The sequence below is a fragment of the Collimonas arenae genome (assembly GCF_000786695.1).
In the GTDB taxonomy this organism is placed as follows: domain Bacteria; phylum Pseudomonadota; class Gammaproteobacteria; order Burkholderiales; family Burkholderiaceae_D; genus Collimonas; species Collimonas arenae_A.
Genome location: NZ_CP009962.1, coordinates 839,732 through 855,691, shown reverse-complemented (window position 1 = coordinate 855,691; position 15,960 = coordinate 839,732). Strand labels below are relative to the sequence as shown.

Here is a 15,960-nt window from a genome sequence, read left to right as displayed (position 1 = left end):
AAGCGCAATGACAGGTTGCAAACGCAGTCTGTCCATTCTCCCGAGTGGTACGGATCCGGCTCTTAGCCGCTGTTCTTGCGGCTCTCAACCAAGGCTGCCATGTCCAGGAATTCCTGGCTTTCGCGCGCCCGCAAACCCTCAATGACAGTTGCCTGGTTTTTTTCAGGCTGGTTCTGGCTGACTTTCCATTTTCCCGATAAACGCGTGATGACGATCTCAATGCCGACAATGGCGGTAATCAGCTTGTCGGTATAGTCGCGTGGCGCGTCGGAGACATGCCAGGGCTGCTCGAACGCCGCTTCGTTATGCGCGGTCAGCATTTCGAGATGAGCGCGCAGCCAAGCCGCGTCGTCAATAGGCCGTAGCGTGCCATAGGCATGCGCTACTGCGTAGTTCCAGGTTGGCACCACCTTTCCGGTCTCGGCTTTGGTGGCATACCAGGATGGCGTGATATAGGCATCCGCGCCCTGGAATATCGCCAGCACCTCAATCTCTTTCGTGAAGTTCTGCCAGACCGGATTGGCGCGAGCGACGTGGCCGCGCAACGTACCGAAAGGGGCCGGCTCCGTTGAAAGCAGCAGAGGGATGTGATTGGCGTTGAGGCCGTCCGGCGACAAGGTCACCAGCGTGGACAAAGGCCTTGCGCGAATCAGATCGTGCAGGACATCGACTCTCGGTTCATCAAAGTGTTTGGGAATATACATGGCGTGCGTGGTGGCTAGTCTGGACGTGTGGACATGGCGGCATAGGCATCCGGCGCAAAGCGTTCCATCAGCGTTTGCGGTCTGGCGGGCGCGCTAAAACCAAATTTTGCGTAGAGTCCGTGCGCGGTGCTGGTCGCCAGCATGAAGCGCCGCAACCCCTGCAGCCGCGGATGCGCCATGACGGCAGTCATCAGTTGGGCGCTGTAGCCTTTGCCGCGTTGCTCGGCCAGCACGAACACATCGACCAGATAGGCGAACGTCGCGTAATCGGTGACAACACGTGCGTAAGCCACTTGCCGGTCGCCGGCAAACAAGCCGAAATTCAGTGAATGGCGAATCGATTCTTCCACCATCGCCAAAGGAATGCCACGAGCCCACGCCGACTCTTCGGACAGGAAGCGATGAATCGACGGGATATCCAGTTCAGCCGGTTCGGTGGTGATGCGCAGTTCTTCCATCAGGGATTCTTTCCAGTTATTTACAGAAAACTACAGCCCTGTAAATTAGCATACTCCCGAATGAAAAACAGCGCCTTGGCGGCGCTGTCTCTCAAATGCTACTGTTCAGCTCTTGCTTTTCAAGCTTGATTTTCAAGCTCTATTTTCAGGCATTGCTTTCCAATGCCTTGCGGCCAGCGCCCTCGTCCAGCTCGCCTTCCCATTTGGCGATCACCGAAGTGGCGATGCCGTTGCCGATCACGTTGGTGGCGGTACGCCCCATGTCGAGGAACTGGTCGATGCCGATGATGAGCAGGATGCCGGCTTCTGGCAAATGGAACATTGGCAGGATGGCAGCGACCACCACCAGCGAACCGCGCGGCACGCCGGCCATGCCCTTGCTGCTTACCATCAACACCAGCAGCATAGTCAGTTGCTGAGCAAACGACATTTCAATGTTGTAGGCCTGGGCCACAAAAATGGCGGCAAATGCCTGATACATCATGGAGCCGTCGAGATTGAAGGAATAACCGAGCGGCAGCACAAAACCGGTGATCTTGTTGTTGACCCCGAATTTCTCCAGCTGCTCCATGGTCTTCGGATAGGCAGCTTCGCTGCTGGCGGTAGAAAACGCCAGCATGATTGGCTCTTTCAGCAAGCGCAGCAAGACAAAGATGCCGTCGCGCAGGAAGATGTAACCCATCGCAATCAGCAAGGCCCACAAGGTTGCCAGACCGATATAGAAGCCGCCGAGGAACTTGGCATAGGTCGCAAGCACGCCGAAACCCTGGACCGTAATCACGGCGGCGATGGAAGCAAAAACCCCAATTGGAGCGAAGCGCATCACATAATCAGTGACCTTCAGCATGACATGCACCAGGCCGTCTATCGCCGCAGTCACTACTTTTGCCGACTCGCCTTTGATGGAAGCCAGGCCAAAACCGAAAAACAGCGAGAACACCAGGATCTGCAGAATTTCATTTTTCGCCATGGCGTCCACGAAGCTGCTCGGGAACACGTGGGAAACAAAATCCTTGAGGTTGAAACCGCTTGTATTCAGCTTGGTGTCCGCGCCCAGAGCCGGCAGCGGCAAGTTGAGCGCGTGGCCGACCTGGAGTACGTTGACGAAAAACATGCCGAGCGCCAGCGACAGCAAAGAGGCGAGCACAAACCAGCCCAACGCCCGAACGCCGATACGCCCGACCGAACTGCTGTCCTTCATGCCTGCAATGCCTGACACCAGCGTACCGAACACCAGCGGCGCGATGATCATCTTGATCAACCGTAAAAACACATCGGTGATGATGGAGAAATAGCCGGCGATTTCCTTCGCCGCCGCGTCATCCGGCGCCAGGTTGTGGCAAATATAGCCAACCACGATGCCCAGAACCATGCCGACCATAATCCAGGTCGTTGCCTTAATCTTCTTCATTTGCGTATCCTGCAGTTAACCATACAAAAAATACTCTTCAACCGATCCGGGCGCGGCAAAGCATTGGCCGCCCCGTCATCAGTGCTTGTTCAGGCTATGTTGTTTTGTGTCGACATATACTACATCGCAGAATTATCCGGCAAAACGCAGTAACGTAGATTTTGCGGAAATGACAATGTCTTACGAATCAAAATAAAAAAGCCCTCGTGGCGGAGGGCCTTATGAAACCTGGCGTCGGCTGCGGGTTTGACACCACCACGGCCCGAGTACAAAAGCGTAAACAGGCCGCATGTTACCTTACAAAACATGCCTCAATCAACCAAAAACAACGGATCGGAGAGCCGTAAAATCTTGATCCGTCACAGGCTACAGGTAAGCTCGTTGCAACTGCTACTTTATCGGTGCAAAAATGAGACAAGCTGGGCGCGCACCTTGGCTTTTCTTGTCCGAATACACTCCCTTCAAGCTGTATAGACCACATCCTCCGTTATATTTTGATTTTGGGGCAGCAAAACGCCGCGCTTTGCATCTCCCTGATGTATATTTCCACGCAGAAACTATAACAGTGATTTATCCAGGAGATAGCAATGCAAAAACGTAGCATCAGTAGCGTCATTTTTTGCCTCACAACTTTAGGATTCAGCGCCGGCGCCTATGCCGAATTACCCCCCATTAAAATCGGCGTGATCGGTCCGATCACAGGCCCTTCGGAAGACATGGGGCAAAGCATGATCGGCGGCGCCAGGGTCTTCCTGGCCGACATCAACCAGGTCGGCGGGGTCCTTGGGCGCAAGATTGAACTGGTCGAGCGCGACGACCGCGCCAAACCGGAAGTCGGCGTAGCCATGGCCAAGGAAATGATTGAAAAGGACCAGGTCGTCGCCGTCGTCGGCTTCGGCAATACCGGCGTCGCCCTGCCTGCGGCGAAACTGTTTGAAGAAGCCAAAATCCCCTTGATCGTCACCGGCGCCACCGGCGCCACGATCACCAAATCCTTCATGCCGCCGGCCTATCCGGCTAATTACATATTCCGCACCGCCGCCAGCGACGCGCTGCAACCGATCGTGATCCTCAACGATGTGATCGACCGCCGCAAGATCGAGAAGATCGCGGTACTCCATGACGACAGCCCCTACGGCCAGTTCGGCAAACAAAGTATGATGACTGAACTGGGTCGACGCAACATTAAACCAGTGCTGGTGGAAAGCTTCAAGGTTGGCGACCAGGACATGACGGCGCAGCTGCAACATGCCAGAGACAACGGCGCGCAGGCCGTCGTGATGTATTGTCTCGCTCCCGAGGGTGCGATGGTCGTCAGAAGCGCAGAAAAATTGAAACTCAGATTGCCGATCGTTGGTCCGTGGGGCATGTCGCAGCAAACCTTCATCGACAAGGCTGGCCAGGGCGCGGAAGGCGTACGCAGCTCGGTGACCTTTATCGAAAACGAACTGAGTTCGGTCAGCAACCAGTTCTCGCTGACCTATCGCAACGTGAACAAGACCAACCACATTCCATCCGCCGTGGCTGCGGCGCAAACCTATGACGCCTTGCGCTTGATTACGCTAGCGATATTCCAGGCCAATTCGGTGGAGGGCGTCAAGGTCAAGGATGCGCTGGAGAACCTGCAGGTACACACTACCTCCACCGTCGTTTCACGGTATTTCAAACCCTTCTCGCCGACCGATCATGAAGCCATCGCCGTCAACATGATCGTCATGGGTGAAATCCGTAATGGCAAGGTGGCTTATGCCTACAAGGAAGACGCCAGCAGCGGATCAATCACGCGCACCAAGAAGACCCAGTAAACGCGTTGCCAGACGCTGACGGTTAGCGTTACCAGCGTGGCGCCTGAACTTCGCTTTCCATAAGAAACCTGTACTTGTGGGAACGCGATTCAGGCATCGCCGCTGTCTATGCTAAATTGGCTTTTTTACCGCCAGCAAAGAACGTATGCCACGCAACATAGAAATCAAGGCGCACATCGACAGCATCGAAGCGCTCGCAGCCATCGCAGCAACCATCGCCAGCGATGGACCTCATCTCATCGACCAGGACGACACCTTCTTCACCTGCCCCGCCGGACGCCTGAAGTTACGCGCGTTCGCGGACGGCAAAGGCGAATTGATCTACTACCGCCGCGCCGACCTGCAAGGTCCGAAGGAATCGTTTTACCAGATCTCTGCCACTTCAGAACCGGACACCTTGCGCGAGTGTCTGACCCTGGCCTACGGCCAAGCCGGCCGGGTGCAAAAACAGCGGACTGTATTCCTGGCAGGCAGAACCCGCATTCATCTGGACAGGGTTACCGGCCTGGGTAAATTCATGGAACTAGAGGTAGTGCTGGAAGACCATGAAACGCCAGAAACAGGTATGCGAGAAGCGCAGGGCCTGATGACGCGGCTCGGCATTCATCCGTCGCAACTGCTTGAGGGAGCATATGTGGATCTTCTTTTTCCCAGCGCACGAAGCGAATGAAAATGATTCATTTTTCTCGACGCTCTTAAGTCAATCATTCGACGAAAGTGCGACATAGATTCGCCATCCTGCCTGGAGTAACATACTGAGCGGAACAATCTTCCTGCAGGGTGGAATTTATGCTCATACGCGCATTGTTGGCCGTTCTTGCATTACCTGGCGTAGTTGCCTTTGCCGTTCCAATCACGTTGATCATGGCGAATTCGACCAGCCAAGTTAGCCAGCCGCTGGGCTTCCTGCCTTTGATTTCAGGAACCTGTGCATTGCTCTGGTGCGTACGTGATTTCTACGTTGCCGGCATGGGCACTCTCGCACCATGGGCGCCGCCGACTCACCTCGTCGTCGTAGGACTATACCGCTACACGCGAAATCCGATGTATATCGCCGTCACTGCCATTCTTCTCGGCTGGGCGCTGTCATTCGCTTTGACTGCACTATATGTCTATGCAGTCATCGTCGCTTTGGCATTTCACCTGCGCGTGGTGCTGGTTGAAGAACCCTGGCTCGCCATTACACATGGCGCTGCATGGGACGAGTATGCGAACCGAGTGCCTCGTTGGCTATTACGATAAATCCGTTTCCTGAATTGCACGCAAAACCAGAACTGACATGCAAAGCGCCTCATTTGACTAGCTGCCCGGTCTCTACGAGCTGTTGGAAGAAGTCGTTCATGGAGTCAGCCAAGGGCCGATAAGCTACCCCCAGTTCGTTGCGACTACGACTGTTGTCGGCTCTCCAGGGGAGGCCGACATTCAGCAATACCATTTTCCTGGTCAGAGCCTTGTTGGCAATCGGCCCGACCAGCCAGACCAGCCATTTGGGCAGTGCGTGCCGCGGGATGGGGTAATCCTTGCCATACCGGTCCAGCAAGGTGGCGGCCATTTCCAGAAAGCTGGTATTGTGACCCGAGGTGATGTAGCGGCCATTCGCTGCCAAAGTAAAAGCTGCGCGGAAATGCGCTTCGGCCACGTCGCGCACGTCCACTACACCGATACCGATATCCGGTACACCGGCCTTCATCGTGCCATCACCCAATTGACGAATAATATTGAAGCTTTCAGAACTGCCGTTTGGGTTGATGCCAGGACCGATCACCAATGATGGATTGATCGTCACCAGATCCCAGCGATTCTGCGCCTTGACGATTTCCCATGCTGCTCGTTCGGCAAGCGTCTTGGAATAGGAATACGGCTGATGCGTCGCGGACGAACTGGTGTTCCAGATCTCCTCCGTGAACATCCGGCTGGGTGTCTTGTCGAGATCCGCATTGTCGCCATAAATCGCCGCGCAACTGCTGGTGAGCACGACACGTTTGACCGAAGGCGTCTTGTTTGCCGTAGCCAATACATTTTCAGTACCGAGCTGCGCCGGCTCGATCAGTTCTTTTTGTACATCCTTGACATCGATCTTGAAAGGTGAAGCTGTATGAAACACAACTTGGCAACCTGCCATGGCCTGTTCATAGGAGCCGACCTGCATCAGGTCGGCCTTGAAGTAGCGAATCTTCCTCGGTGAATTTTCCGCTATTTCATCAAGGTATTGCAACTTGCCGACATCGTCGGGATTTCTCACCGGCGCATGAACGGTCAAGCCTTCCTCCAGAAGTCGCTTAACCAGCCAGCCTGCAACATAGCCGGTCGCGCCAGTCACCATGACTGGGATGTTTTTATCGATGTTCATTTTGGCAATCTATTGAGAAGCGATGGAGCAATAATGCCAGTCGAGGCGCACCTTGTAACTAGCAAAGCTCGCTAATGGACATTTCGCATGCGCAGCGACCTCCTGCACTGTCAATTTTGATAGGTTGTTTTCCTCGATGGTAGTTCTTAGTATGAACCATAGCTGCAGCGCGTTACCGGGGGCAGGCGAGCTTTGCCAATTTGAAAATATCCCGGTTTCCAGTACATACACGGCGCTTCAATTTCCAATTCACTTTCTGCAATTCTGGCAGACAAATGTCCGAAATTATGACGAAAGCTGCAACTTAATGAACGGTCAACTCCATTCACTCTACATTGCGTCGAAAAACAGATTGAGAAAACGCGTACAGGCGTGACCTGCGTCGACCTCATCCAGTGAATGCCGGTTGATCAGGGAGACGTTTGATGGCCGATATCCGAATGCTCATCGTGGCCGACGGGCCTTATCTTCAGAACACACCGGCGGGCGGCGGGATAAGCTTTGCGCCCAGCCAGGATCTGACCGACAACGTCTTCACGATTACTGAATTCATTTACCTGTTGAAGCTCAGCCAAGCGCCGACGATTTCCATCGACACCGCGCATCGGCGCCAGGACCGGGACACCAGCACGACACCTCCGACGGTCTATCCCACTTTCGAGAATTTCAACTTCGCCACCACCACGAATCTCGATAACTACGACGTCATTTGGCTGTTTGCCTATGAGGGATGGAACGACGGCCTCAACGCCCATGCCAGCCCAATCACCCCGGCGGAAATTGCGGCGATCAATGCGTTCATGGACACGGGCGGAGGGGTGTTCGCGACCGGCGACCACTACGGCATGGGCTCGCTCATGTGCGGCCAAATTCCGCGCGTCCAGACAATGCGCAAGTGGTGGGGGCGCACCGCCGATCAGCCCGCCGGCTATCCGGCGCAAGTCCTCGATTGGAGCGGTGCGACAGTGACATCCGTCAACCGCCCCGCGTTTTCGACCCAAAGCACGACCAACCCTCCTTATCCCGCCGATCCGAACGATCCGAGCATGAATCGGGCGGACACGACACAGATGAATCCCGAGACGGGCGGACCGGCTCCAGATACTGCAAACGTCTTCCAGTTCGATGATCAGTCGGACAACATCCCTCAGATCCTATCCTTCCCGGGTAGCGCCGTGCATCCGATTCTGGAAGGGTCGACCGGACCTCTCACGCAATATCCCGACCATATGCATGAGGGCGAAGTGGTGGCGCCATTTATGCCAGATGGAACGGAATATCCCTCGGAAGGCGGATATCAGCCTTTGCCCAGCGTCATCGCGACCGGCGCGATCGTGCCAAACCACATCACGATGGTCGACGGGGCGAGTTGTGAGCAATCCAATTTTTCCCAGGACTCGACCTATACAGCTGGAGGAACGAACGGTATCCTCTGCGCCTATGACGGGCGTGGCGCCGGCAAAGGCCGAATCGTGACGGACTCGTCGTGGCATCACTTTCTCGACATCAACCTCATCGGCGATCCCTGCGGCTCGACTCTGGATCGCAGGCAAGGGTTCGGCCTCGCCAAAATGCCGCCGGCGAGCGGCAGCGTCCTCACGGAATTGCAGGCCATCTACGTCAACACCGTCGCCTGGCTCGCGCGGCAGAATCCGAATTTCTATTTCGTGGTCGACAAGAGCACCTACGGCTACGACGAAAGCGAGACGGGCGCGACATTCGCGGCGTTCTGGCTTGTGATCGAGGGCTACACGCTGTCGCAGGTGCAAGCCGCCGTGAGCGCCGGAGCGCCGCAATTCGCCGGCGCCTTCGCGGCCCTCAACGCCATTTCTCCGCCCGGTACCCTGATCGCCGAAGGCGGCCCCAATTCACAGCGCATTCTCATTCCCTATACTGTCAAATTTCCAGCTTCCGTGCTGAACGCATTCCCGATGCCCGGCCATCCCGCCGAGCAGAAGCTGCTGATTGCCCGGTTCTCGGTGACAGTCTCCGGCAACACAAACAGCTACGCGGCCGAGACGAGCATGGAACTAACGGCCGGTGCCGATCCCTATTTTCAAAACGTTAATCCAAGCGCAAACAATCCGTTCTACTTGAGCCAGGATCTCTGCGTCTTCACGCTCAATCCGCAGCAGTCCACGACGATCCCGAGCGTGCCAAACGCCGCTTTCCCTCAAACCAATACGACGGTGCGGAACACGAGCGCCGCAAACACGTTCATCACGCAAGTCCTGAACTCGATGAACAACAATGTGCAGTTCACAAATCCGGGTACCGCAAATCCGTTCGCCAATTTTCCTAGCGTGATCGACGGCACAGGCGACTCATCCGTGACCGGCGAAGAAACCATCAACTCGAACCAGTACGTCAATTACAATTTCGCGATCGCGCGTGTGCGGCTGCAAGGCGCGCCGGGGGTGACGACGAATCCCAAGACAGCCCGCGTGTTTTTCAGGCTGTTCCTGACCCAGACCAACGACACCGACTTTCAGCCAAACACGACCTATCTCAGCCAGCTTGATACGACGACCGGCCTACCGCGAGCGCCGCAGCCCGACCCCGACGGAAGCTCCCAGCCTTTCTTCGCCACCGGCGGCGTCATGGGCGACTATCTGACCACTGTCGGCCCGGTCAATAATTTCGCCCTCACCGTCGGCCCCAGCGGCGACACATCGGCCTATTTCGGCTGCCACCTCGACGTTTTCGATCCTGCCAATAACGCCAAATATCCCGGCACCCATCATTGCATCGTCGCCCAGATCGCCTATGACGATGACCCGATCATCAACGCCAACGGCATAACGCTCGGCCCGGAGAACTGCGATAAACTCGCGCAACGGAATCTGCAGATCACCAAATCCGGCAATCCAGGAGGGCCTGACGCGCACCGCATTCCACAGACGTTCGACACGCGCCCAAGTGCACCGACCGGCATGTCTTTGAACGAACTGCAAGGCTATCCCGACGAGCTCATGATTCAATGGGGTAACGTGCCGCTCGGCAGCACTGCGACGATCTATTGGCCGGCGACCGACGCACTCGCAATCGTTCGGCTCTCCATGCGGCTGCACTCTACAGACCAGCTCACGCTCGTCGATCCGCACACGATCAAGTGCACCGTCAACTCGGCCGTGTCCTACGTGCCCATTCCCTTCGGTACGGGTGCCAAATTCGCCGGCCTGTTTACGATCGACCTGCCGGTCGGCGTGCGCGCTGGACAGGAGTTCGATGTGCTCGTGCGTCGCATTAGCACCCGGAAATCGGACAATCGCAATGCGCCCGCACAGGCAACGATTGAAGCAGCGCTCTCGACGCAACGCGCGGCGGTGCATCACTCGACGCCCGCTGCGACAAAGAGCGAACATACGTCGCGCGAATGGCGCTATGTCGTGGGCACGTTCCAGGTCAAGATTCCGGTCGCCAAAGACGACATTCTTCTTTTACCCGAAGAAAACACGCTCGCCATCATGAAATGGCGCTTGTTGCAGACACCTCCCGGCAGTCGGTGGTATCCGGTCCTGACCCGTTACATCGCGTATCTCTCGGGCCGGGTCAACGCCTTTGGCGGCAATGCTGGTTCTGTTCTACCTTCGCCCACCGGCGTCCCTGTTCCCGCAGGCGGTGGCGGCAAAGGTTCGCACGGCGAGGAATTCATGGGTAAAGTGGAAAGCATCACTTATGATCGCTTCGGGGATTTTGAGGGCTTCCATCTTCTCACCGAGGCAGGTCATCGTCGCGAATTTCGTTCGCACGAACCAGAGATTGAGCATCTGGTCCGCTTCGCCTGGACAGATCGCGTTGTCATCTCGGTGCTGATCCACCATCATCATCCGGAGCGACCGGTCTCAATCGTTCTGCGGCGACCGCCGATTTTATAGGATCGAGCGGAGCCTTGCACGGGAAGTTTGAGACAATCCACATCCTACCGTTCACCGCAATAGCATTGTCGTGAGAGAGTTCAAAAAAAAAGCCCGCTAACCTTGCGGCGCGGGCTAAGTGTTACCAGGGGAATGGTGAAACACCGAGAAACGGTGACACGTTTGAACTATAACGCTCGCCTCATCAGCGAGCCAGCTGTTAAACCTACCAGTTACGTCCCTATAGTGTTGGGCATCGTGATCGATCTTGGCAATGGCGCCGAAACGGATCAAATGCAAGAGCAGGCGCGGCAATTCGGAGCGGTCAATAATCATGCAATGCATGTTGCAGGCTCACCAAAATCAGTACGCCTGGCAGCGGGTTGATATGGGCATTAACAACTAACGGGATTTTTTACAACGAGGGAACATCATATAGTGCAGGGCTTGAAAAAAGAACGCAGCCCCACAGGATGGCGACTAGAACCAAGACGCGATCCACCCCTTGATGGAGTTGAAAATATTTTTAATGCTATTACAGGAGTCAACTAACCAGGTTTCAACATTTCTGGTGATATGTGTAATGAGATTTGCTATTTTTTTAAAAAGATCGTTAAAGAGTGACCCGATCCTTAGCGTTAAATTTAAGATATCGCCCTGAAGTTCAGGGTTAGCTTCGCCACATTGAATGCCGTCGTTAAAAATCCTATCAAGCTTTCTTTCGCAATTATGCTTAGCGTAAGTCTTTCGTTGCTCCAATAAAATCGAAAAGCCGTCTACTGCATCGGGTGTTGCATGTGATTTTTCGAGCTCTAAGGTGGCATCCTGGATAGCCAGTTGTGTAACGATTGCCTCAGCGGTAGCAGAATCTTGCGCATTTATTTGCAACGGGATCAACAGGATATTTCTTTTTGACGAAAGAAGCGATGTGCCGTCCTGGATGCCGTAGTAGTAAGTTGCGTACTGGGGTGACGGAGTATAAGGCCGGTTACCGGATTGACCAATTGAAGCCTTTGCGTACTCACGTTGTTCATCCATAACGGCGGAAAAATTACTCATCCAATTCTCCAATACACATCATTAATCAAACTAGATATCAGTGCATCTTCTTAAGCAATCCATCGCGTTACAGCGTGTGGGGCATTTCGAATTGCGATGTTCCCATCCCTTTCTCCGCGTTCCATCATTCAGACGCAGCAACCCTATATCAACAGTTATCTTTCAAACAATTTTAGACGTGATTATCACGGGCAATACCAGCGAGTTACCCATGCTCTTATTGCATTAAAAATATTACTAATACTGGCCCAAGCATTCGGTAACCATTCAGCAACATCGTTGATGATTTGTGCAATGAATTCGCTCACCTTAACCACTAAATTTCTCAAGTACGATCCGCACTTATTCAAGAGATCAAAAATCCTGCCCAGGATTCCTGGATACGCGCCCCCCAGAATTTTTGCCTCGTCGTAAATAGCATTCATGATACGCAATGCGTTGAGGCGCGCTTGCTCATTGACCTGCTCCATGAGATCTCTGAAAGAGGTAATAGCAAATGGATAAACGCCATCCTGATAGAGTTTCATTGTGGCCTTCTCTATTTTCATCTGAATAGCACTGACTATTTCGTATGCCGAATCTTTCGCGCTCAATTTCAACAACAGGAGTAAATGATTTTCCTTTTCCGAGAGCGGCAATTTTTCTCGCTGAAGCGTGGAAAAAAAATCTTCCAAATATGGCGATGGCAAATAAGTTCGCCACTGTAGTTGAGTCAATGATTCTTCGAAATGCTCACTGTGCTCTTCGATGATCGCAATAAATTCATTCACGTGAATCTCCGTTCACATCATCGAATTAACCATGGTTTCAATGCATATTATTGAACCGTATTACCATTCTTCTGGCAGCAAATCATAGACTCCAATCGTCCAGCCATAAACTGTTAATAGTGGCAGTGAATTTATCTACTACTTACTACTTTCTGTTAACCGAGTTGATAACAATGGGTGAAATGAAAGCGAGCCTATTGGTTCAAGAGATTGATGGAAAATGGCATGGGGTGAGTTGGATCAAACGTTACAAACTTATTCCAAGACGTCGAAGCCTGAAAAAATTATTCACCTCCAAAGGAGTAATAAGCCAAAATGCCCTTCTGATTGAATTTGATGCCGAACCAGGTCAGGTTTACACGGTCAAGACGCCCCTCAATTATTCTTCAATGAAATGGGGGTCTCAGGTAATTAATGTAGATACGAAAACTGTACTCAGTAAAGTGGTAGGGACCACAATCGTCGAGAAGCGAAAATCGGGACAGATACTCCGCAAAAACACTCTTTGCGACGCAAAAGAAAAAGGCCCACATCTCTGCGGGCCTTTTAGATATTGGTGCTGGCAGCAGGACTTGCCCCCCCTGATTACAAGTCTGAGCTAGAAATCAATAAACTCAACAAGTTAACATTAATTTTGCTCCGTAATTCGTCTCATATAACAGCCCGCAAAGCCTCTACGAGCCTCGTTCGTTAATTTATTGCGAAGCAAGAACTAGCGACTGGATATGACGAGCAAGTCACGAGTTTCTGATAAAGTTAGCCGACATCTGGATGGCTGCAATCGGCCAAGTGCAGACACTCGCGATTGAGACCTGACACGTTGCTTGCACACCAGATTGACGGCGCAGTTCGCCTTATTTATGTAGCAAAACTGCGCCCGAAAACAAAGTTAGACACCAAGGAGACATCATGACGGTCAAACGAATGGACAACGTCGGCATCGTGGTGGAAGACATCGATGCAACCATTGGGTTCTTTATCGAACTTGGCCTTGAGCTCGAGGGGCGAGCCCCAATCAAAGGGGACTGGGCAGATGGTGTCACTGGATTGTGCGACATGCGCGTCGAGATTGCCATGATGTGTACGCCAGACGGTCACAGCCGACTCGAGTTGTCCCGATTCCTCGCGCCGCCTGTGGTCACCGATCACCGCAGCGCCCCAGTAAACGCGCTCGGTTACCTACGCGTCATGTTTACCGTGGAGGACATCGACGATACGCTCGCCCGACTCGTCAAACGCGGCGCGGAGCTCGTCGGCAAAGTGGTCCAGTATGAAAACACATATCGGCTATGCTACATCCGAGGGCCCGAAGGAATCCTCATCGGGCTCGCCCAAGAGCTAGGGTAGCCATGACGTCTAACAGCAACATACAACGGACAGCGCTACGCGCCGCGGCTCATGCCGAGCTTTGAACGGCGGCGATCGGGAAAGCTATTTGGCAGCTTTGGGTCGATAGCCGCATCGGGGAATTGCTGCCGCATCACTGGATATCGGCCGACTATTCTTTGCCATCATGGGGAGGTCAAGTCCAAACCGAGCTTCCTGCTAAGGACGAAGGTGACGAGCCCCAGGCTCAGGAGCGATAGCACGAAGACTACGGCCACTTTGCCGCCCGCGCGTAGCACCGCTCGCTTCTCCTTCCCCTTCTTCCCTTGATCGTAATGCCACTTGATGGCGAAGAACATGCCCGTGCCGAGCACGAGAACCTTGAATGTAACGAAGACTATAGGGATCCAATCCACCATTTTGAGTATTTCCAGGCTATTACTTGACACTATCTATCGTGAGGAGCACTACCTCAAAACGCTGCTTCAGCAGCTCCATTTTTTGTTCAAACCATCCTCCCAGGCATCCTGCTTGAAATCTTTCATTACATCTATCTATGAAATAACAATGGCATCCAGCGGAGTGATTTGCCGAATGCGGATGAGAGAGGAGAAAACGTCAGCAACTACCATGCAAGGATGGTGTTGCTGCACGCTCTGAGACATACTACTTTAAAACAATTTCCATACATTGAGACAAAATGTCCCAGTTGAAAACCATGCAAGATGAAAATTTGCCAATTTGGTTGCCGCGATTGGCCGTGCACGGCGGGCCACGTTTTTTGCAGATTGCGGATGCGTTGCAGGCGGCGGTGATAGACGGATCGCTGAAACCGGGTGACCGTCTACCTCCGCAACGCCAGTTGGCAGCACAGCTGGACGTCGACCTGACGACGATCACGCGCGCATACGACGAAGCCAGACGCCGCAACTTGTTGGAGGGCCGCGGCGCTCGAGGCACTTATGTCGCGGCGCCGAAAGTCGAATTGACCTCGATCCTCGACCTGAGCATGAATACCCCACCACCGCCGGATGGCGTCGACTTCGACGACATGTTGAAACAAGGTTTGTCTCAAGTATTGATGAGGGCAGATACTGAGTTGCTGATGACTTACCACCTGGGCGGGGGAAGCGACTCCGACCGTAAGGCTGGAGCCAAATGGCTCGAACCGATGTTTGGACATCTGGATTCTCGACAGGTTGTTGTCTGTCCGGGTGCGCAAGCGGCGATCGCCGCATTGATCCTTGCGCTGACGGAGCCTGGCGATATTATCCTGGCAGAGCCAACGAATTATCCCGGCTTGCGTGCCGCAGGAACCCAATTCGGCCGGCACATCATTGCGGTGGAAGCGGACAAGCACGGGATGGTGCCTGAGATGCTTGAGGAAGCGTGCCGCCAGCACAAGCCTGGACTGGTCTACCTCAATCCGACATTACAGAACCCGACCGCCATCACCATTCCGGAACGCCGGCGCAAGGAGCTCGCCAGCATCGCGAAGCGCTGCAACGTACGCATCGTCGAGGACGATCCCTACTGGCTCCTTGCCGATGCCCCGCCACCACCTATTGCCACGTTTGCCCCGGAACAGGTGTCCTACATCTCAACCCTGTCGAAATGCCTGACGCCCGGCTTACGTGTCGCCTTCGTGTTAATACGCGACCCGCACGAACGCGAACGTTTCCTGGTCGCGCTAAGATCATTTGCGCTGATGGTCGCTCCTCTAACGGCCGCACTGGCCACTCAGTGGATCCTCGACGGTTCGGCTGACGGATTGATGGAAGGCGTACGCAACGAGGCGCGCCTGCGCCACCGGATGGCTCGGGATATTCTGGCGGGGCGGTACAGCGGCGCCGGAGACGGCCTGCATGTATGGCTCGAGTTGCCGGCGTATTGGAACTCCTCACAGCTTGCGCGTGCAGCCAACAGCGAGGGCATCGCAGTCACGCCGGCGGAGGCATTCGCAACTGGCAGCGGATCCGTGAATGCAATTCGGATCTGTTTGGGTAGCATCAAGGACCGTGGACGCTTACAAGCGGGTCTTCAACGGCTGTCTCATCTGCTTGCGCGGCGGCCCGAGTCGTTCAGCGCTGCTGTGGTTTAACTGTCCAGGAAACACTGTGCTTCATCCGGGAGTTCTCTGAAAACGGTCGTACATTGGTTTGCTGCCTCAGTGTTTATTTATCGTGAGATCACGCGCGAAAGTGAACAGACTGGAAGAAA

Annotated in this window: 15 protein-coding genes; 8 read left to right on the top strand and 7 right to left on the bottom strand. The window is 54.2% G+C overall.

Annotation, left to right across the window (positions count from 1 at the left end):
• Nucleotides 1-62: 62 nt before the first annotated feature.
• From LT85_RS03840 to LT85_RS03830, 3 genes are all read right to left on the bottom strand, one after another.
• Nucleotides 63-704 (bottom strand): FMN-binding negative transcriptional regulator, encoded by a 642-nt coding sequence (locus tag LT85_RS03840; protein WP_038485497.1) that lies wholly within the window; start codon nt 702-704, stop codon nt 63-65.
• A 14-nt stretch (nt 705-718) separates the two neighbouring features.
• Nucleotides 719-1,162: a GNAT family N-acetyltransferase gene (locus LT85_RS03835; protein WP_038485494.1), complete on the bottom strand. Its 444-nt coding sequence runs from the start codon at nt 1,160-1,162 to the stop codon at nt 719-721.
• 145 nt (nt 1,163-1,307) lie between these two features.
• The gene (locus LT85_RS03830; protein WP_038485492.1) at nt 1,308-2,573 is read right to left on the bottom strand and encodes a dicarboxylate/amino acid:cation symporter; all 1,266 of its coding nucleotides are present in this window, start codon (nt 2,571-2,573) and stop codon (nt 1,308-1,310) included.
• A 587-nt stretch (nt 2,574-3,160) separates the two neighbouring features.
• On the opposite strand from LT85_RS03830, the gene LT85_RS03825 reads away from it, so the two are divergent.
• The 3 genes from LT85_RS03825 to LT85_RS03815 all read left to right on the top strand — a co-directional run bounded on the left by LT85_RS03825 (nt 3,161) and on the right by LT85_RS03815 (nt 5,620).
• Nucleotides 3,161-4,378, top strand: coding sequence for an ABC transporter substrate-binding protein (locus LT85_RS03825; protein ID WP_038485489.1), 1,218 nt, complete (start codon nt 3,161-3,163; stop codon nt 4,376-4,378).
• Nucleotides 4,379-4,523: 145 nt separating this feature from the next.
• Nucleotides 4,524-5,048: a class IV adenylate cyclase gene (locus LT85_RS03820; protein WP_038485486.1), complete on the top strand. Its 525-nt coding sequence runs from the start codon at nt 4,524-4,526 to the stop codon at nt 5,046-5,048.
• A gap of 119 nt (nt 5,049-5,167) precedes the next feature.
• Nucleotides 5,168-5,620 (top strand): methyltransferase family protein, encoded by a 453-nt coding sequence (locus tag LT85_RS03815; RefSeq protein ID WP_038485483.1) that lies wholly within the window; start codon nt 5,168-5,170, stop codon nt 5,618-5,620.
• A 49-nt stretch (nt 5,621-5,669) separates the two neighbouring features.
• On the opposite strand, the gene LT85_RS03810 is transcribed toward LT85_RS03815, so the two are convergent.
• Complete coding sequence (locus LT85_RS03810) at nt 5,670-6,728, bottom strand: NAD-dependent epimerase/dehydratase family protein (protein WP_038485480.1); 1,059 nt, start codon at nt 6,726-6,728, stop codon at nt 5,670-5,672.
• A gap of 425 nt (nt 6,729-7,153) precedes the next feature.
• Here LT85_RS03810 and LT85_RS03805 point away from each other — a divergent pair, with 425 nt between their 5' ends.
• Together LT85_RS03805 and LT85_RS26385 are read left to right on the top strand one after the other, a co-directional pair.
• Nucleotides 7,154-10,606, top strand: a complete 3,453-nt coding sequence (locus LT85_RS03805) for a hypothetical protein (protein ID WP_038485477.1) — start codon at nt 7,154-7,156, stop codon at nt 10,604-10,606.
• A gap of 162 nt (nt 10,607-10,768) precedes the next feature.
• Nucleotides 10,769-10,972, top strand: a complete 204-nt coding sequence (locus tag LT85_RS26385; protein ID WP_156117424.1) for a hypothetical protein — start codon at nt 10,769-10,771, stop codon at nt 10,970-10,972.
• A 93-nt stretch (nt 10,973-11,065) separates the two neighbouring features.
• Here LT85_RS26385 and LT85_RS03800 read toward each other — a convergent pair whose 3' ends face one another.
• Nucleotides 11,066-11,644, bottom strand: a complete 579-nt coding sequence (locus tag LT85_RS03800) for a hypothetical protein (RefSeq protein ID WP_038485474.1) — start codon at nt 11,642-11,644, stop codon at nt 11,066-11,068.
• A gap of 185 nt (nt 11,645-11,829) precedes the next feature.
• Entirely contained in the window at nt 11,830-12,414 is a 585-nt protein-coding gene (locus LT85_RS03795; protein ID WP_038485471.1) for a hypothetical protein, read from the bottom strand.
• 173 nt (nt 12,415-12,587) lie between these two features.
• Between LT85_RS03795 and LT85_RS03790 the strand changes: the two genes are divergently transcribed.
• Both LT85_RS03790 and LT85_RS03785 read left to right on the top strand, forming a co-directional pair.
• Complete coding sequence (locus LT85_RS03790; protein WP_038485468.1) at nt 12,588-13,016, top strand: hypothetical protein; 429 nt, start codon at nt 12,588-12,590, stop codon at nt 13,014-13,016.
• A 307-nt stretch (nt 13,017-13,323) separates the two neighbouring features.
• Nucleotides 13,324-13,761 (top strand): VOC family protein, encoded by a 438-nt coding sequence (locus tag LT85_RS03785; protein WP_038485465.1) that lies wholly within the window; start codon nt 13,324-13,326, stop codon nt 13,759-13,761.
• A 164-nt stretch (nt 13,762-13,925) separates the two neighbouring features.
• Here LT85_RS03785 and LT85_RS03780 read toward each other — a convergent pair whose 3' ends face one another.
• The gene (locus tag LT85_RS03780) at nt 13,926-14,159 is read right to left on the bottom strand and encodes a hypothetical protein (protein WP_038485461.1); all 234 of its coding nucleotides are present in this window, start codon (nt 14,157-14,159) and stop codon (nt 13,926-13,928) included.
• Between the two features lie 281 nt (nt 14,160-14,440).
• Between LT85_RS03780 and LT85_RS03775 the strand changes: the two genes are divergently transcribed.
• The gene (locus LT85_RS03775; protein WP_253273659.1) at nt 14,441-15,841 is read left to right on the top strand and encodes a PLP-dependent aminotransferase family protein; all 1,401 of its coding nucleotides are present in this window, start codon (nt 14,441-14,443) and stop codon (nt 15,839-15,841) included.
• Nucleotides 15,842-15,960: the final 119 nt, after the last annotated feature.